The following is a 16,526-nucleotide window of genomic DNA, read 5'->3' on the forward strand; positions in this document are numbered from 1 at the left end:
GGTTGCAAGCAGGCACAGCATGATCGTCCCATGAAGCTGTCCCAGGAGCTTCCACGGGTGAACGACATTTTGGAGAAGATTGCCGAGGCATCCAGCCTCCCGCTGCTGTGGCGCGGGATGACGCGCTATTATGCGCGCAACGGTTTCGGCGCGGTCAGCTATTATTGGGTGAAAATCGGCACCAACATGCCGGCGACTCTGCCGCTGCAACATGGCTTCTCCAAAAAGGAGGTGGCGCTCTATTGCTCATTCGACTTCCAGCGGCTGGATATCGTGCCGCGCGCGGCGCTGGCAGCAGGCGTACCCATCCGGTGGCATGAGGTGTGGGGCAATACTGAATTGACGGTAGAGGAGCGCCAGTTTCTGGAGGCCATGCGGCAGATCGATTTCACCGATGGGTTCTCCTTGCCCTGCTATGGCCCCGGCAATCGTAATGGCGTCGTTGGTCTGGGGAGGATCGCGCCGGATGCGGACCTGAGCGAAGAGCGGATGACCCAACTGCATTTTGCGGCGCAAGCGGCGCATTTGCGGATCTGCGGTCTCTTCGCGGAAGAAACGGGGCGCGAACGGCAACTTTCTGCGCGGGAAAAGGAGATCCTGCATTGGGTGGCGCGCGGCAAAAGCAACACGGTGATTGCCGACATCCTCCAGATATCGCCGGGAACGGTCGATACCTATATGCGGCGGATTTACGAGAAGCTGGAGGTGTCTGACCGGACGTCTGCCGCCGTCAAAGGTGTGGGGTCCGGCTTGATCGCGGCCTGATCCATTCCCGCGCGATCGGGGGCGTTGCCACGCATCGGCCGTCGCGACCGATAAGTGATTTTGCAGCCGCCAGCCCCGACGCTGGCGGCTTTTTCCGTGCGCAAGCGAGGAGACGATCAGGTGAAATGGTTTGGACGAAAAGCCGCGTCGACACCGACGCGGCCGCCGCTGGCGCGCGCCTGGCTGGGGCTTGGCTGGGCAGGAGCGGGCGACTGGCCGCAAAGCTATGAGGCGCAGCTCAAGGCGGCAGTGATTGCCAACCCGGTGGCGCAGCGTGCGGTGCGGCTGGTGGCAGAGGCGGCGGGAAGCGCGGCGTTGCACGCGGTGGCTGCCAAGGAGGGGGATGCGCAAGCGGCTCTGGCGCTCGTGCAGCGGCGCGTGGCGGGGCAAAGTCTCATCGAGATGCTCGCCGCGCATGTGCTGCTGCATGGCAATGGTTACGCACAGATTGGCCATGGCGCCGATGGTCTGCCCGCGACCCTCTATGCCCTGCGCCCCGAACGGGTGACAATCGAGCAGGATCGCGCCGGCTGGCCCGTGGGCTATCGCTACCGGGCGGGCGATAGCGAGATGCGCTATGCCAGCGAGGACGCGGCGGGGCGGACTGCGGTCATCCATGTCAAAGCGATCAACCCGGCAGACGATCATTATGGGCTAGGCTGCCTGGGCGCTGCAGCGGGTGCGGTGGCGATCCACAATGCGGCGACGCAGTGGAACAAGGCGCTTCTCGACAATGCGGCGCGGCCATCCGGCGCGCTCATTTATGCGCCGGGCGATGGCAGCGTGCTCGCGCCCGAGCAGTTCGCCCGGTTGAAGGCCGAGCTGGAAGGCGCATTTCAGGGTGCGGACAATGCGGGGCGGCCGATGCTGCTGGAGGGGGGGCTGAATTGGCAGTCGATGAGCCTCTCCCCGCACGACATGGATTTTGTGGCGCTGAAGGCAGCGGCGGCGCGGGACATCGCGCTCGCCTTCGGTGTGCCACCCGTGCTGATCGGGATGCCGGGGGACAGCACCTACTCAAATTATCGGGAGGCCAACAAAGCGCTTTGGCGGCAAAGCGTGCTGCCGCTGCTGGCCAAGCTGCTTGGCGCGCTCGGGCAGGGGCTGCGCGACTTCTGGCCCGAACTGGCGCTGGAGGTCGATCTCAATCGCTTGCCCGCGCTCGCCGAGGACAGGATGCTGCTGTGGGACCGGATCGAGAGGGCGGATTTCCTCTCGACCGAGGAAAAGCGCGCGATGCTGGGGCTGGACGCCACGCGCGCATGAGCGCCGGGACGGTGCGGTTCGCGGGCTATGCGGCGATTTTCGACAAGATCGATCAGGGCGGCGACATCATTGCGCCGGGCGCTTTTTCGGCGAGTCTCAAGCGCAGTGCTGCAAAAGGCCTGCCCTTGCTCTGGCAGCATCGGGCAGGCGCGATGATCGGGCGGATCGATCATGTCGCGGAGGACGCGCGCGGGTTGCGGGTGATCGGCACGATCAGTGCTGCCGGTCCGACAGCGGAACAGGCGCGGGCGCTGCTGCGCGATCGCCGGATCGAGGGCTTGTCCTTTGGCTATCGCGTGGTGGCGGCGCAGGGTCATCAGCCCCGCCGGCTGGATGCGCTCGATCTGGTCGAGGTGAGCCTGGTGACTCACCCGATGCAGCCGCTGGCGCGCGTTCACGCGGTGGAGGCTGGCTGACAGCGCCCGCCGATTTTCTGGATGTTTGAGGGGCCGACCGCGGCCCCTTTTTTGTTTTTGACGGCAGGAGAATGACGCAATGCAGGACGTGGAAACCAAGAGCCTTGAGGAGAGCTTCGACGCGATCCTGCAGGCAGACCGGCTGACCGGCATGGAAGCCCGGATGGACGCCTTTGACGAGGCGCTGCGCAAGCAGGCGGAGCGGGCGATGGCGCTGGCCGGTCGGCCGCCGCTGGACGGTGCCAAGGGCAGCGATGTCGACCCGGCGCGGGCAGCCTTCACCGATCGCTATCTGCGGCGCGGCATCGAGGCCGGTGTGGAGCTGAAGAGCTTCTCGGGCGCGAGCGGCGGCAGCGGTGGCTATGCGATGCCGCGCGAGATCGACCAGATGATCGACGCGGCGCTCAAATCGATTTCCCCGATCCGCGCGGTGGCCAATGTGGTGCGCACGGGATCGGCGGGATATCGCAAGCTTGTGACGACCGGCGGTGTCGTATCCGGCTGGGCGGCCGAGACCGCCGCGCGGCCCGAGACGGCGACCCCCACCTTCCAGGAAATCGCGCCGCCCTCGGGTGATCTTTACGCCAATCCGTCGGCCAGCCAGGCGATGCTGGACGATGCCCAGTTCGATGTGGAGAGCTGGCTCGCCGAGGAAATCGCCCGCGAATTTGGCCGGGCCGAGGGCGCGGCCTTCATCAATGGCGACGGGACCAGCAAGCCCAAGGGCTTCCTGACTTACGCCACCACCAATCAGGCGGACAGCGTTCGTCCGTTTGGATCGCTGCAATATATTGCATCCGGGGCGGCGGGCGGCTTCCCGGCCAGCAATCCGCAGGATCGGCTGATCGACCTCGTCCAGTCGTTGCGGGCGCCCTATCGGCAGGGTGCGGTGTTCGTGATGAATGCCGCGACGCTGGCGACGATCCGCAAGTTCAAGACCAGTGACGGCGCGTTCCTGTGGCAGCCCAGCATGATCGCGGGCCAGCCTGCGACGCTGCTTGGGTATCCGGTGATCGAGGCCGAGGACATGCCCGACATCGCCGCCAACAGCCTTTCCATCGCCTTCGGCAACTTCGCCAATGGCTATGTGATCGCCGAGCGCAGCGAGACGAGCATTCTGCGCGATCCCTTCACCAACAAGCCGTTCGTCCACTTCTACGCAGTGAAGCGGATCGGCGGCGCGGTCGCCAACAGCGAGGCCATCAAGCTCATGAAGTTCGCCGCCTCCTGAGGAGGCGCTGATCGGCGAACCGATGAGGGGCGCCATGCCGGTCTCTCCCCGCCGGCATGGCGCCTTTTTCTCATGCTTGAAGGACGGCTGCGATCATGACCGTGACAATCGAGAAGGGCGGGCCGGTCGCGGTGCCGCTCGAAGACTTGAAGCAGTATCTTGGCATCAGCCTTGGCGACGATGATGCTGCGCTCACCGATCTGCTGCGCGCGGCGAGCGAGGCGGCCGAGCAATATCTCGGCCAAATGCTGATCGAGAGAGCTGTGACCGAAGTGCGCGGCGCCAGCGGTGCACGGGGTCGGCTGACGATGGCGCCGGTCAGCGCGATCAGCAGCATTGAAGGACTGCCGGCGGATGGCGCGGCATTCGTCCTGCCGGTTACGGCCTATACCATCGATATCGATGCGCAGGGGGCGGGATGGGTGCGGATCCTCAATCCGGGATCGGCCGGGCGGGTTCGCGTGACCTATCGTGCCGGGCTTGCCCTGGCCACGGACAATGTGCCCGATGCGCTTCAGCACGCCGTCGTTCGGCTGGCGGGCGAGTGGTATGCACGACGCGACGGGCTGGAGGGAGACCTGCCGGCATCGGTTGTCTCCCTGTTGCGGCCCTGGCGACGGGTGCACCTCGCATGAGCGGCGAGATGGCAGTGAGGGGGGCGGTGATCGCCGCACTCCGCAACGATGCGGACCTGATGGCCCTGGTCAACCTCGTGAGCAATGGCGAGCCGATCAAGGCAAGCCCGTCCTGGCTTCTGGTCGGCGAGATGATGTCGACCGGCTGGGGCGCACGGGATGTGGCGGGGCTGACGCTCCGCTTGCCTATCCAGCTGGTCGTCCGTGGCGATGATCTGGCGCGGGTGACCGCCGTGCTGGCGCGCGTGGATGCCGTGCTCGCGGGGGTCGATGGCGATCTGGGCGACTGGCGGATCACCAGCTTGCGGTTCGAGCGATCACGCATCCTGCGCAGCCGCACCGAGTGGCGAGCGAGCGCCGACTATGCCGTGCGGGCGGCGCGACTGAATTGAAGCCCGCATCTCGACTTCGCTCGGTGCGAGCGGGGATGCGGATACAGAAAGGATCAAGGCGATGGCAGTGGAGAAGGGCAGCGCGTTTCTGCTCAAGATCGGCAACGGAAGTTCGCCGGTGAGCTATGCGACGGTGGCGGGGCTGCGCGCTACGCAGCTTTCCGTCAATGGTGAGGCGGTGAATGTCACCTCCAAGGATTCCGGCGGCTGGCGCGACCTTCTGCCAGGCGCGGGGGTGCGCTCGGTGAGTGTGTCCGGCTCCGGCATCTTTACCGGATCGGCGGCGGAGACGCGGCTGCGCAATCATGCGCTGGTCGGCGCCATCGACGATTATGAACTGAGCTTCGAGAGCGGTGAGAAGCTGCGCGGGCGGTTTCTGGTCACGCGGCTGGACTATGCCGGCGACTATAATGGCGAACGCACCTATACGCTGGCGCTGGAAAGCTCCGGCGCCGTGAGTGCGCTGTGAGCGGGGCGGTCGCGAATGAGGCGCGCGGGGAAGCCGCGCTCATGATCGGCGAGCACTGCCTGACGGTGCGCCCGAGCTTTGCAGCGTTGGTCGCTGCCGAGCGCGAGACCGGGCCGTTGCTTGCGCTGGTCGAGCGCGCGGCGGACGGGCGGCTCGGCCTCGCCGAGATGGAAGCTCTGTTGTGGCACTGCCTTGCGGATCGACCCGAGGCAATGGCCCGGGCCGATCTGGGCGACGCGCTGATCGCGCAAGGCGTGGGCGTGGCCTTGCCGGCGCTCCGGGCAATCATGCGGCAGGTTGTGGCTGGCGGGGTATGACGTCGGCCTGCTTTGCGGAGGTCGCTCGGACGTTGGCCGGGCAGGCCGGGCTGTTGCTCGGCTGGCGCCCCGACGAGTTCTGGCGCGCGACGCCGGCCGAGCTGGCCGACGCCCTGGCGGTGTTGCGCGATTTGACCGGGCCTCAGGTCGCGCCGTTCGACCGATCTGCACTGGCCAAGATGATGGAAAGGCATCCCGATGGATGAGGATATGCAAAGCCTGTTCGCGCCGATGGGTAGCGACATGGCCCGCTTGCGCGAAGATGCGAGCGGTCTGCGGGACGAGCTGGATTTACTGAGCGCAGGCGCGGAACGAGCGAGCCGCGCCATCGAGGCTGGGCTGCTGCGTGCCGTGCGGACGGGGCGGATCGGCTTTGAAGATCTCGGCAAGATCGCGCTGTCCGTCATGGACCAGATTGCCCGTTCGGCGGTCCGTAACGGCTTGGAGGCCGTCCTTGGCGGCGGAGGCTCTTCCGGGCTTTTGGGGTTGGGAACGAGCCTCCTCACCGGTGCGCTTGGGTTGCCCGGCCGGGCAACGGGCGGCCCGGTGGCGCCGGGGCGGGCCTATCTCGTCGGCGAGCGCGGGCCCGAAGTGTTCGTCCCGACGAACAGCGGCCAGATCGCGCCTGGCGTCGGTGGGCAGGGCGGACGAGACGTGCGCGTGTCGATCACCGTCAATGGCAGCGGCCAGGAGGCGCCGCGCGCGCTGGCGCGCAGTGCGCGTCAGGTGGCGCGGGCGGTGCGTGGGGCGCTCGGGGAGTAGGCGTTTTTCGCGTCCATGACTGTGTCTCGACTTGAGCCGAGAGGCTGAAGTTTACCCTGAGCGCCCGCCTGCGGGCGGTCGAAGGGCTCGACACAAACGGGCGGGGGCGGGTGGGATCGCCCGCCGAAATGGCTGCTCGATATCAACAAAGGATAACCCCGATGGCCTACTGGCTGGCGACTGAGAGGCGCAATCAGGAGAGCGGCGTGGTCAAGCGCTTCTCGCCACCTTTCTGGACCGTCAATTTCCCACGGCCGATGACGACCTCCGTCGTGACGGTCGGGGATGATGGATTGCGCGTCGATGCGGTGTTCCATGGCTCGGGCGACCTTGCCGGGCTGATCTGGGAATCGGCTGATGTATGGGACCATCCGCTGCTCCGTTATGAGACGCGACGGGATTATCGTGGCTGCACCCTGCGGTTCCGGTGGCGGAGCGCTGGGGTCAAGCCGCTCGATGCCATTCAGGGCCCGACGTTGACGCTCGAAGGGCGGGATGCGGCCGGCAATGCGCGCGCCTGGTATGTGCGGCTCTGGAACTATGCGGAAGGCAGTCCAGAGGACGCGGTCGTCACCCTCGACTTCGACGCGTTGATTGGTGGCTTTGCCTTGCCGGACGATGCGGACCCGGTGGATGCGCGGGATATCGACCGCCTGTTCATCTCCATCGTCCAGGCCGATTATGATGAGGGAGAGACGACCTTTCCTGACGCCCGCGAAGGCTGGGTGGAGGTCAGCGAGATGGTTTGCGAGGGAGCAGGATCGGTCATCGCCATCGGCGATCCGATGGTGCCGGAGCATGGGCTGTCCATCGCCAGCGGCTATGATGATGCCTACAACCAGACGCCCGAGCGCTTGCTTCGGCAGGCGCTGGCGCTCGGCTATCGCGGCGCGATCAATCATTATGTCGGGATGAGCCACTATATGCGGCTCGCCCCTGACGGCAGCGATTTTCGCGTGACGCTGGTGGGCGGTGCGCTGGCGACGCCGTGCCGGCGCTGGCACGAGGATTTCGCGACGCGCTGCAAGGCGCTGGGGTTCGGGCTGATCCTGTCGCTCTCTTACGAGTTGTTCGATGCTTATTGCCCACCTGAGTGGAAGCAGCGGGCGTGGGACGGAGCGCCCGCGCTGACAGGGTGGACGCCGCCCTCCACCCTGCTTTCGCCAGCTAATGCCGCGGCTAACGACTATTTGCGTGCGGTGGCGCGGGCCTTTGCCGGCATCGCGCGGGATGCGGGGCTGGCAGTGCGTTTCCAGATCGGCGAGCCCTGGTGGTGGGTGATGGCGGATGGGCGTCCCTGCCTTTATGATGATGCTGCGCGCGCCGCGTTCGGGAGTGCTGCGGTGGAAATTCCGACGGTTCGCGATACGCTCGACAGCGGACAGATGGCTTTGTTGGATGCCGCTGGCGCTCTGCTGGCCACTTCGACGGCGGGCGTGGCGGATGCCGTGCGCGCGGAGACTCCGGGCGCCGAGCTTCTTCTGCTTGTCTATTTACCGAGCGTACTTGATCCGGCGGCGCCGGAACTCAAACGCGCGAACGTGCCGACAGGCTGGGCCGCGCCGGCGTTCGACCGGTTGCAGATCGAAGATTATGACTGGGTGACCGAGGGCCGAACCGCCCGCTCAGCCGCAGGGCGCGCCGCGATGGACGCGCGCCTGGGCTATCCGCCAGAGGAGCAGCACTATTTCGCCGGATTTTTGCCGGCTGGCTCCACCGATGAGTCAACGCAGATCGGCTGGGACCGCATCGCCGCGGCGGCAGATGCTGCGCGGGCGCGCGGCCATGCCGCCACCTTCATCTGGGCGCTGCCCCAGATCGCGCGGGACGGCTTTACCTATTTCCAGCTTTCAGGAGATGCGGACGTGCAGCATTTCGACGACCTCGCCTTTCCGCTCGACATCGGCAATCGCGCGCAGGTGGCGCCGGCTTTCTCGACGCGGATCGTGGAGAGCGTGTCCGGCCACGAGCAGCGCAGCACGCAATGGGCTGACGCGCGGCTACAGTTCGATGCGGGGCCGGGGGTGCGATCCGAGGCGGATATCGCGACGCTCATCGCCTTTTTTCGGGCTCGACGCGGTGCAGCTCGGGGGTTTCGGTTCCGCGATCCGTTCGATCATGCGTCCGGCCCGTTCGGCGTTGCGCCGGGGCCGTTTGATCAGTGGATCGGAACGGGCGATGGCGTGACGACCAGCTTCCAGTTGCGCAAGAATTACGGGGTGAATGATCCCCAGCAACGACGGATCACGCGGCCCGTCGCAGGGAGCATCAGGGTTGCGGTGGATGGGGTCGAGCGGTTTGCCGGCTGGTCTCATCCGGGCATGGGGGAGATCGCGTTCGATGACCCGCCGCCCGAGGGCGCGGTGGTGACGGCGGGCTTTGTCTTCGAGGTGCCAGTGCGCTTTGCCGAAGACCGGCTGGATATCGACCGAGAGACGTTTGCGGCGGGCATTGTCCCGTCCGTCCCCCTGATGGAGGTGCGTGAGTGAGCGCTGCGGCGATCCTGAGCAAGCCGCTTTGCGCGCTCGCTTTTTGCTGGCGGTTGGAGCGGCGGGATGGCGTGACCATCGGCCTGACCAGCCATGACCGGGGCCTGCAGGCGCACGGCCTGCGTTATGCGGCAGCACCCGGGATCACACCGAGCGCCATCGTGCAGGGTGGCAACGACCCGGACCTGACGGACTTGCAGGGCGCCATCAGCAGCGCGGCCATCAGTGAGGTCGATCTTGATGCCGGGCGCTGGGACGGTGCGACACTGCTCCTGCATCTCACCGAATGGACCGAACCCGGGGTGCTCTGGCTGGAACTTGCGCGCGGCGAACTGGGAAGCATCGAGCGGCGCGGCGGCGCTTATTCGGTGAGCCTGCGGTCCACGCTTGCTGCGGCGCTTGAGCGACCGGTCGCGCCGGTGACCAGGGCCACCTGCCGGGCGACGCTGGGGGATGCGGACTGCCGGATCGATTTGCGACGGCATCAGCAGATCGTCGCGGTTGGTGCCGTGGCGGATGACCGCGTTGCGTGCGGTGGCCTGCTGGCTGGGGTGTATCCCTTCGGCTCGTTGCGCTGGCTGGAGGGGCCCAATTGCGGCCTCCTGCAGACCATTGTCGATCAGGAGGCGGGGGGCGTTTTCTTGGCGGAACCGCCGGTGTTTCCGGTGGCAGCAGGCACGCGCGCGCAGTTGACGCAGGGGTGCGACAAGCGCCTCGCGACTTGTGCGGGGCGGTTCGGCAATGCCGTCAATTTCCGCGGGGAGCCGCATCTGCCCGGCATGGATCTGCTGACGCGCTATCCCGGGAGCTGAGTGATGGACGTTGGCGAACGAATGGCGGCCGAGGCCTTGGCTTTGGTCGGCGTGCCCTTTCGGTTGCACGGGCGCAGCGTAGAGACGGGGGTGGACTGTGTGGGCTTGGTTGCGCTTGCGGCGCGGCGGGCCGGAGTCCGCGTTCCCACGCTCCCGACCTATAAGCTGAGGGGCATGGGGCAGGCGAGGGCGGTGCGGAACCTCGCGGCATGCGGCCTCTCACCGGCGCCGGAGATGGGCGAGGGCGCCGTGCTGCTGGTCGATAGCGGTCCGATGCAGTTGCATCTGATGATCGTGACGCGGGGCGGTCATGTCCATGCTCATGCCGGACTGGGCAAGGTGGTGCTGATGCCGGGGCCATCGCCCTGGACGGTGCTGGGCGCGTGGCAATTTCAGGAGTAGCGCATGGCGACATTGGTTCTCACCGCCGTGGGCAGTGCCCTTGGCGGAACGTTCGGCGCTGTGGGCGCGGCGATTGGCGGCGCGGTCGGCGCGCTCGCCGGACGGTCTGTCGATGCCCTGATTTTTCGACCCGGCGGGCGGACGGGGCCCCGGCTGAGCGACCTTCAGGTTCAGACATCCCGCTACGGCGCGGCGATCCCGCGCATCCACGGAACGATCCGTGTCGCGGGCACGGTGATCTGGGCCACGGACCTTCAGGAAAGCACATCGACAAGCGGTGGAGGCAAGGGCAGCCCAAGCGTCACGACCTACAGCTATTCCGCGAGCCTGGCTGTTGCGCTTTCCTCACGGCCTATTCTCGGCATCGGACGCATCTGGGCGGACGGCAATCTGCTTCGTGGCGCGGTCGGGGATTTCAAATCGCCGCTCACGGCATTTCGGCTGTATCTGGGCGGGCCGGACCAGATGGTGGACCCGCTGGTGGCGTCCGCAGTGGGCGTGGCGCAATGCCCTGCTTATCGCGGCTGCGCTTACGTCGTGTTCGAAGGGCTGCAGCTGGCGGACTTCGGCAACCGGATTCCCTCGCTGACGTTCGAAGTGATCGCTGATGCCGAACCAGTGGCCCTGCCGGCGATTGCCACCGACCTTGCCGGACGCACCGTCAGTCATGCCGGTGAGGGCGATCCTGCGCGCCTGCTGGGCTTCGCTGCAGAAGGCGCTGTGGAGGAAGCGATGCGCGACATCGTCTCGCTGCACGACGTGCGATGGACAGAGCGCGAGGGGGAGCTCGCGCTGAGCAGCGGGACGCCGTCGAGCCATGTCATCGATCCGGTCACCGCCGTGCGCAGCATCGATGGCGAGAAGCAAGCCGAGCCTCAGCATGTTCGCACACCGATTGAGACGGTGGCTGCCCGGCTGGCAATCCGTCACCACGACCCGGCTCGCGACTATCAGCTTGGCTTGCAGACCGCATTGCGGGCGGGGCCGGGGATGCGCGGCGAGGAAATCGACCTGCCGGCGGCGATGGGGGCGGATGATGCGCGGCGCCTGGCCGACCGGAAGCTGCGCAATGCGCTGCGGCACCGCCGGTGCCTCAATATCGGCGCTGGTTGGAGCGCGCTGGACCTCGGTGCGGGCGATCTTGTGACGGTCGCGGGCGAGCCGGGGCAGTGGCTCGTCGAGACGACGGAATGGGATGACATGGCCGTCAGGCTCAGCTTGCAGGCTTTTGAGAGCGGCACGCGGGCCATCGCGGGCGCAGGGGCCTCCGGGGAGCCGGTCCGTCAGCCTGACCTCGTCCAGGGGCCGACCAGTCTGACGATTGTGGAGTTGCCGGGTGACGGGACTACGATTTCCACGAGCCCAGTCCTTGCGGCAGCGGCGTGCGGTACAAATGCCGGGTGGCGGCGCGCAGCCCTCTTTCGCTATGATCCGGTCCTGGAGATTGCCGAGCCCATTGGCAGCACAGCGCCGCGCGCCGTGATGGGCCGCACTGTTGGCGCGCTGCCTCCGGGCGCGCCGTGGCGGATGGACCTTTCCAGCAGCATTGAGATCATTCTCGACGATCCCGGTGATGTGTTGACCGGGGTGGGGGACGATCTTCTGCTCGGCGGCGCGAACATCTGCCAGATTGGAGAGGAACTGCTGCAATTTGGTCAGGCGGACGCGCTCGGGCCGGGGCATTATCGTCTGTCGCGTCTCGTTCGCGGGCGCATGGGCACCGAATGGGCCATGACTGGGCACGATCCGGGCGAACGGTTCGTGCTGATCGACCGCGAGCGGCTGGCGCCGATCCCGGTAGAGCAAAGCGCGGTTGGAACGACGCTGACTCTGAGGGCAATCGGCAGCGGGGACAGTACGCCCGCGCAGGACAGCCTTTTGATCGACGGCCGCGCATTGATGCCTCTTTCGCCGGTGCACGGGCGGCGCACGACTTTGGCCGGTGGTGATGTTGAGATCAGTTGGGTTCGCAGAAGCCGGCTTGGCTCGGCATGGATCGACGGCGTGGATGCGCCTCTCGGGGAGGAGCGGGAGGCTTATGCGGTCAGTGTCGTCGCAGACGGAGTGACATTGCGGCGATGGCAAACGACGCTCCCGTCCTGCGTCTACGCGGCGAGTGACGTTGCGACCGATCTCGCGGCGGCGGCCTCGGCTGGCGTGCAGATCGAAGTGAGGCAGATGGGAAGCTGGGGAGCGGGGCGAGCGCTCGTCATTCCCTAGCCCTGTCTTATCCGCGTCTCCGCGCGCGACTTCCCACATCAGAAGGACGACGATCTATGGCTCAAACCGATCGATTTGGCTTGCCGCTGCTCTCTGCTAGGCAGGCGCAAAAGGAACTTACCCATAATGAGGCGTTGTCGCTCATCGACATCGCGATTGGACGAGTGGTGGAAAGCGCGAGCCTATCAGCGCCTCCCGCCGCGCCCGATCTGGGTGCGTGCTGGCTCGTGGGAAGTGGCGCTACGGGCGAATGGGCGGGGTGCGAGCGAATGATTGCGGCGTGGACTGCGGCTGGATGGCGCTTCCTTGCGCCGTTCGAGGGCTTGCATTGCTGGAAGCGGGATACGCAAAGCGGCGTGAGATTCCAGGCCGGCGACTGGCGGGAAGAAGGTCTGCGGACTGACGGTTTCTATGTTGATGGCGAGAAAGTGATTGGCAGCAGGCGGCCTGCAATCGCGAATCCATCCGGGGGGGCGCCCGTCGATTCGCAGGCGAGAGAGGCGATCATTTCAGTGCTTGATACCCTGAGGGCACACGGCCTCATCGCATCGTAACCACGCATAAAGCACAAAGACGTTGTCGGTTCCCAACATGCGGACGCGACAGGCAATATTTCCTGCAGGGCCAACATTAGCTGATCACAATGCGGCATTTAGGCAACATCATGCGATTGTGCGCTTGAAACCTTTGCGGCGCACTCCTAAAAACGTCGAGCAGCATTTTACGATCAACCTGAAAGGGGAATGATATGCGGAAGCTTGGCCTCGCCATAGCGCTCGCTTCGACCGCGATGGCATCACCATCGCTCGCCAAGGACGGCGCCTGGTATCTGGGCGGTGACGTTGGCGCGATCATCGTCGAGGACTCTGACACCACGTATGACGCCGGCACCGTTGCCGGTGTGGCAGCGACCACTGGCGTCACGGCCAACACCCCGCACAAGGTCGGTTACGACGCCGCGGGTTATGTGGGTTACGACTTCGGCGCGTTCCGCCTGGAAGCCGAATATTCGCACAAGAAGGCGATGAACAAGAACACCACCTACTCGAACCGGACGACGGCTCTGCCCGGCGGCCAGGCTCGCGTGGACAGCATCATGCTGAACGGTATGCTCGACTTCGGTCCCGATGATGGCCTGCAGGGCTTCGTCGGCGGTGGCGTCGGCGTTGCGCGGTCCAAGATCTCGCTGCCCGACACGCGCGATTCCGACACGGGCTTCGCCTGGCAGGCAATCGCTGGTGTCCGTTATCCGGTGAGCAACAACGTCGATCTGTCGCTGAAGTATCGCTTCTTCAACCACAGCAACATCGACCTGATCAACACCGCTGGCACGCCGCTGGAAACTGAGGTTCGCAGCCACAGCATCCTGGCTGGCCTGGTGTTCAACTTCGGTGGTGAAGAGCCGGCTCCGCCGCCGCCTCCCCCGCCGCCCCCGCCGCCGCCTCCCCCGCCGCCTCCGCCTCCGCCGCCTCCGCCGGTTGCGCAGTGCCAGCCGGGGCCGTACATCGTGTTCTTCGAGTGGGATAGCGCCGACGTTACGCCGGATGCTGCCTCGATCCTCGACAACGCGGTTTCGGCTTATGCGAACTGCGGTAGTGCGCAGGTCATGCTCGCTGGTCACGCTGACCGTTCGGGCTCGCCCCGCTACAACATGGGCCTTTCCGAGCGTCGTAACGCTTCGGTCCGTGGCTACCTCACCTCGCGTGGCATCTCCGACGGCGTCATCTCGACGCAGGCCTTCGGTGAGACGCGTCCGCGTGTCGACACGGCCGACGGTGTGCGTGAACTCCAGAACCGTCGCGTGGAAATCACCTACGGTCCGGGTTCGGGCAACTAAGAACTCTCCGCTTCGGCGGGACGAACAAGGAAGGGGCCGGCTTATCCGGCCCCTTTTTTTGTGTGAAAGAGCGTCGGGCTGTCATCTTGCGTCTATGGGCGCGCATCGAGAGCGGGCGATACAGCAGGCATGATAAGCCTCGCGGACCGGTTTCACTTGAAATCTAAGGGCATAGCCCGATATTGTGCGCTGATAGTCCGGCGCTGTTGCCGGAAAGAGGAGATGATAAAATGGCGAATTGGCCAGATCCCCGGTCGTCCGCTACGGGCTACGGTGGTGCTTCCACGCATGCGAGCGAGGTTGCTTATGACGCAGGCCTGCGCTCCTACATGCTCTCGATCTACAATTACATGGCCAGCGGTGTTCTGGTCACGGGTATCGTTGCGCTGTTGTTTGCAAGCTCCGGCTTCGCAGCTCAGGTGCTGGTGACCCCGCTGCGCTGGGTAATCATGCTGGCGCCGATGGCCTTCGTGATGGTGCTGAGCTTCGGGATCAACAAGCTGCAGACGAGCACCGCGCAAGCGCTATATTGGGCATTTGCGGTCGTCATGGGCCTCTCCATGTCGTCGATCTTCCTGGTGTTCACGGGTGTCTCGATTGCGCAGACATTTTTCGCCACGGCAGCGGCTTTCGTGGGCCTGAGCCTTTACGGCTATACGACCAAGAAGGACCTCTCCGGTTTCGGCACGTTCCTGATCATGGGCGTGATCGGTATTCTCGTCGCCATGGTCATCAATATCTTCGTGCAGTCGACGGCGCTTCAGCTGGTCATCAGCATCCTTGGTGTCCTGATCTTTGCCGGCCTGACTGCCTATGATACGCAGCGCCTCAAGAGCCTGTATTTCCAGGTTGCCGGGTCCGACATGATGGGCAAGGCCGTCATCATGGGCGCGCTGAGCCTGTATCTGGACTTCGTGAACATGTTCACGTTCCTGCTGCAGTTCCTCGGCAATCGCGACTGATCGCGCCGAGTTCTTTTATTGACCAGAAGGGCCGGGAGATATCCTCCCGGCCTTTTTTCTTATTAAACCAGCCCGAGCGAGTGCACCGGAACTGGGTCTGGACTAAGCTTTGCCCGACTGCGCCTGCGCGATAAGCGCATTGTCGATGTCCTTCGCGCGCGCATAGGCGGGTCGGCTCTCAAGGCGCGCGACATAGTCCGAGAAAATCGGCCGGGAAGGGATGGTGCCGAACTGCAGCCCCCAGGCTATATGCGATCCGACATATACATCGGCTGCCGTGAACATCTCTCCGCAGATAAACGTCTTCCCCCGGAGCGCGTTTTCCAAGGTGTCGATTGTCTGCTCGAAGCTGCCATAGCCCAAAGTCCTTTCCCGGCCAGGCTCAGCGACAAAACCCAGGGCACGGTTCGTCACAGCCGCCTCTAGCGGTCCCGCCGCGAAGAACATCCAGCGATAATAATCGGCACGATCGGGCAGGGGCGGGGCCAGCGCTGCTTCGGGAAAGCGATCCGCCAGCCAGGCGCAAATCGCGGCGCATTCTGTGACGACCGCTCCTTCGTGCACTACGGCCGGCACCTTTCCCATCGGATTGATGGCCAGATAGGCCGGGCCTTTCATCTCGGTCTGGTAGTCGAGCAGGTGGGTCTCGTACGGGACGCCGACTTCTTCCAGCATCCAGCGGACAATTTGCCCACGCGACATCGGGTTGGTGTAGAATTGAATTTGGCTCATGATCGTCTCCCCAGTGACTGGAACGTATCATGAACGAAATTTAGAGTTCCGTCAAAGCCCTGTCTCACGAGCGAAGCGTCCTTCGCTCAGAAAATGCTTTATCTGGGCGTGGGCGGTCGGGTGATAGGGCAACAGCATATGGGAGAGCGGGAGGACGATGTGGTCCGTCGCGTTCTTCAATCTGGTCGAGGCCACGCTGACCTTGCCATCGCTCGGCCCGGGCAGAAGGCGTGACGCGCCATACCGCATCATCGGGCGGTCGCCGGCGATGATTCCCACCGGATAGTCGATCTCACCCAACATTGCAGTGACCTCTGCCGGGCGCTGCGTGACCAGGGCCGGGGCGGCCCTACCGAGTATCGGGCGCAGCAGAGCATAACGGTGCAATGTGTCGGCTATCTCGCTGCCAGCGTTAGGGGTTCCCAACATGACGACCCGGCCCAGCCGCGCCGGGCGCCGCGCTCTGATCAGCGCGCGGGCGACCAGACCGCCCATGGAATGGCAGACGATGTGGAGAGGCTGATCCGGGCTACCCGCTCTATCAATCTTTTCCAGACGTGAGCCGAGCAGTTTGCATATGCCCTCGAGGTCCAGCCGCCAACTGTCGTAACTCAGATCGACGGGCTGATAGCCGGTGCTGCGAAGCATGGCGGCGAGGGGGCGGTTCATCACCGCGAATCCGGCAAAGCCATGAATGAGGAGGACGGTCGGCTGCACGGTGGGTGTCAACGCCTGATCATGCCTGAGCGATCCCGGCCATCCTCGAGGTGATGCGGATATCCTGAAAACAAGCCGGCCCCGAGCAGCTGCCCGGGGCCG

At 65.2% G+C, this 16,526-nt stretch carries 19 protein-coding genes; 17 read left to right on the forward strand and 2 right to left on the reverse strand.

The annotated features are described in order from the left end of the window. The first annotated feature begins 30 nt into the window (after nucleotides 1-30). The 17 genes from M2335_RS05445 to M2335_RS05525 all read left to right on the forward strand — a co-directional run bounded on the left by M2335_RS05445 (nucleotide 31) and on the right by M2335_RS05525 (nucleotide 14,975). Entirely contained in the window at nucleotides 31-765 is a 735-nt protein-coding gene (locus M2335_RS05445; RefSeq protein WP_264594031.1) for a helix-turn-helix transcriptional regulator, read from the forward strand. Between the two features lie 120 nt (nucleotides 766-885). Further along, nucleotides 886-2,031 carry a phage portal protein gene (locus tag M2335_RS05450; protein ID WP_264594032.1) on the forward strand — a complete coding sequence of 382 codons (1,146 nt, stop codon included), beginning with the start codon at nucleotides 886-888 and terminating at the stop codon, nucleotides 2,029-2,031. After that, nucleotides 2,028-2,447, forward strand: a complete 420-nt coding sequence (locus M2335_RS05455; protein WP_264594033.1) for an HK97 family phage prohead protease — start codon at nucleotides 2,028-2,030, stop codon at nucleotides 2,445-2,447. The genes M2335_RS05450 and M2335_RS05455 overlap by 4 nt, the downstream gene beginning before the upstream one ends. Nucleotides 2,448-2,526: 79 nt before the next feature. Then, a complete protein-coding gene (locus M2335_RS05460) occupies nucleotides 2,527-3,678 on the forward strand; it encodes a phage major capsid protein (protein WP_264594034.1) in 1,152 nt (383 codons plus the stop codon). A gap of 95 nt (nucleotides 3,679-3,773) precedes the next feature. Then, a complete protein-coding gene (locus M2335_RS05465) occupies nucleotides 3,774-4,313 on the forward strand; it encodes a head-tail connector protein (protein WP_264594035.1) in 540 nt (179 codons plus the stop codon). Between the two features lie 8 nt (nucleotides 4,314-4,321). After that, nucleotides 4,322-4,705 carry a DUF3168 domain-containing protein gene (locus M2335_RS05470; RefSeq protein WP_264594036.1) on the forward strand — a complete coding sequence of 128 codons (384 nt, stop codon included), beginning with the start codon at nucleotides 4,322-4,324 and terminating at the stop codon, nucleotides 4,703-4,705. Between the two features lie 61 nt (nucleotides 4,706-4,766). Next, nucleotides 4,767-5,174, forward strand: a complete 408-nt coding sequence (locus M2335_RS05475) for a phage major tail protein, TP901-1 family (protein WP_264594037.1) — start codon at nucleotides 4,767-4,769, stop codon at nucleotides 5,172-5,174. Beyond that, the gene (locus M2335_RS05480; protein ID WP_264594038.1) at nucleotides 5,171-5,491 is read left to right on the forward strand and encodes a gene transfer agent family protein; all 321 of its coding nucleotides are present in this window, start codon (nucleotides 5,171-5,173) and stop codon (nucleotides 5,489-5,491) included. The genes M2335_RS05475 and M2335_RS05480 overlap by 4 nt, the downstream gene beginning before the upstream one ends. Nucleotides 5,492-5,523: 32 nt before the next feature. After that, nucleotides 5,524-5,697 carry a phage tail assembly chaperone gene (locus M2335_RS05485; RefSeq protein ID WP_413716103.1) on the forward strand — a complete coding sequence of 58 codons (174 nt, stop codon included), beginning with the start codon at nucleotides 5,524-5,526 and terminating at the stop codon, nucleotides 5,695-5,697. Further along, the gene (locus M2335_RS05490; protein ID WP_264594040.1) at nucleotides 5,690-6,253 is read left to right on the forward strand and encodes a tail tape measure protein; all 564 of its coding nucleotides are present in this window, start codon (nucleotides 5,690-5,692) and stop codon (nucleotides 6,251-6,253) included. The genes M2335_RS05485 and M2335_RS05490 overlap by 8 nt, the downstream gene beginning before the upstream one ends. A gap of 161 nt (nucleotides 6,254-6,414) precedes the next feature. Next, entirely contained in the window at nucleotides 6,415-8,742 is a 2,328-nt protein-coding gene (locus M2335_RS05495) for a DUF2460 domain-containing protein (RefSeq protein WP_264594041.1), read from the forward strand. Continuing rightward, complete coding sequence (locus tag M2335_RS05500; protein ID WP_264594042.1) at nucleotides 8,739-9,554, forward strand: DUF2163 domain-containing protein; 816 nt, start codon at nucleotides 8,739-8,741, stop codon at nucleotides 9,552-9,554. The genes M2335_RS05495 and M2335_RS05500 overlap by 4 nt, the downstream gene beginning before the upstream one ends. Before the next feature lie 3 nt (nucleotides 9,555-9,557). Further along, nucleotides 9,558-9,956, forward strand: a complete 399-nt coding sequence (locus tag M2335_RS05505) for a peptidoglycan endopeptidase (RefSeq protein ID WP_264594043.1) — start codon at nucleotides 9,558-9,560, stop codon at nucleotides 9,954-9,956. 3 nt (nucleotides 9,957-9,959) lie between these two features. Continuing rightward, on the forward strand, nucleotides 9,960-12,176 hold the full coding sequence (locus tag M2335_RS05510) for a phage tail protein (protein WP_264594044.1): 2,217 nt from the start codon (nucleotides 9,960-9,962) through the stop codon (nucleotides 12,174-12,176). A gap of 56 nt (nucleotides 12,177-12,232) precedes the next feature. After that, nucleotides 12,233-12,730 (forward strand): DUF2793 domain-containing protein, encoded by a 498-nt coding sequence (locus tag M2335_RS05515; RefSeq protein ID WP_264594045.1) that lies wholly within the window; start codon nucleotides 12,233-12,235, stop codon nucleotides 12,728-12,730. A 194-nt stretch (nucleotides 12,731-12,924) separates the two neighbouring features. After that, on the forward strand, nucleotides 12,925-14,013 hold the full coding sequence (locus tag M2335_RS05520; protein WP_181560360.1) for an OmpA family protein: 1,089 nt from the start codon (nucleotides 12,925-12,927) through the stop codon (nucleotides 14,011-14,013). A gap of 230 nt (nucleotides 14,014-14,243) precedes the next feature. Continuing rightward, nucleotides 14,244-14,975 carry a Bax inhibitor-1/YccA family protein gene (locus M2335_RS05525; protein WP_264575197.1) on the forward strand — a complete coding sequence of 244 codons (732 nt, stop codon included), beginning with the start codon at nucleotides 14,244-14,246 and terminating at the stop codon, nucleotides 14,973-14,975. Between the two features lie 102 nt (nucleotides 14,976-15,077). Here M2335_RS05525 and M2335_RS05530 read toward each other — a convergent pair whose 3' ends face one another. Beyond that, the gene (locus M2335_RS05530; protein ID WP_264594046.1) at nucleotides 15,078-15,707 is read right to left on the reverse strand and encodes a glutathione S-transferase family protein; all 630 of its coding nucleotides are present in this window, start codon (nucleotides 15,705-15,707) and stop codon (nucleotides 15,078-15,080) included. A gap of 51 nt (nucleotides 15,708-15,758) precedes the next feature. Beyond that, entirely contained in the window at nucleotides 15,759-16,436 is a 678-nt protein-coding gene (locus M2335_RS05535; protein ID WP_264594047.1) for an alpha/beta fold hydrolase, read from the reverse strand. Nucleotides 16,437-16,526: the final 90 nt, after the last annotated feature.

The sequence above is a fragment of the Sphingobium sp. B12D2B genome, assembly GCF_025961775.1.
Lineage (GTDB): Bacteria > Pseudomonadota > Alphaproteobacteria > Sphingomonadales > Sphingomonadaceae > Sphingobium.

What these genes read in the sequence shown, in the direction of transcription:
- M2335_RS05525 (WP_264575197.1), top strand. Translation starts at nt 14,244, where the DNA reads ATGGCGAATTGGCCAGATCCCCGGTCGTCCGCTACGGGCTACGGTGGT.
- M2335_RS05460 (WP_264594034.1), top strand. Translation starts at nt 2,527, where the DNA reads ATGCAGGACGTGGAAACCAAGAGCCTTGAGGAGAGCTTCGACGCGATC.
- M2335_RS05455 (WP_264594033.1), top strand. Translation starts at nt 2,028, where the DNA reads ATGAGCGCCGGGACGGTGCGGTTCGCGGGCTATGCGGCGATTTTCGAC.
- M2335_RS05495 (WP_264594041.1), top strand. Translation starts at nt 6,415, where the DNA reads ATGGCCTACTGGCTGGCGACTGAGAGGCGCAATCAGGAGAGCGGCGTG.
- M2335_RS05470 (WP_264594036.1), top strand. Translation starts at nt 4,322, where the DNA reads ATGGCAGTGAGGGGGGCGGTGATCGCCGCACTCCGCAACGATGCGGAC.
- M2335_RS05515 (WP_264594045.1), top strand. Translation starts at nt 12,233, where the DNA reads ATGGCTCAAACCGATCGATTTGGCTTGCCGCTGCTCTCTGCTAGGCAG.
- M2335_RS05520 (WP_181560360.1), top strand. Translation starts at nt 12,925, where the DNA reads ATGCGGAAGCTTGGCCTCGCCATAGCGCTCGCTTCGACCGCGATGGCA.
- M2335_RS05490 (WP_264594040.1), top strand. Translation starts at nt 5,690, where the DNA reads ATGGATGAGGATATGCAAAGCCTGTTCGCGCCGATGGGTAGCGACATG.
- M2335_RS05510 (WP_264594044.1), top strand. Translation starts at nt 9,960, where the DNA reads ATGGCGACATTGGTTCTCACCGCCGTGGGCAGTGCCCTTGGCGGAACG.
- M2335_RS05475 (WP_264594037.1), top strand. Translation starts at nt 4,767, where the DNA reads ATGGCAGTGGAGAAGGGCAGCGCGTTTCTGCTCAAGATCGGCAACGGA.
- M2335_RS05465 (WP_264594035.1), top strand. Translation starts at nt 3,774, where the DNA reads ATGACCGTGACAATCGAGAAGGGCGGGCCGGTCGCGGTGCCGCTCGAA.
- M2335_RS05505 (WP_264594043.1), top strand. Translation starts at nt 9,558, where the DNA reads ATGGACGTTGGCGAACGAATGGCGGCCGAGGCCTTGGCTTTGGTCGGC.
- M2335_RS05530 (WP_264594046.1), bottom strand. Translation starts at nt 15,707, where the DNA reads ATGAGCCAAATTCAATTCTACACCAACCCGATGTCGCGTGGGCAAATT.
- M2335_RS05445 (WP_264594031.1), top strand. Translation starts at nt 31, where the DNA reads ATGAAGCTGTCCCAGGAGCTTCCACGGGTGAACGACATTTTGGAGAAG.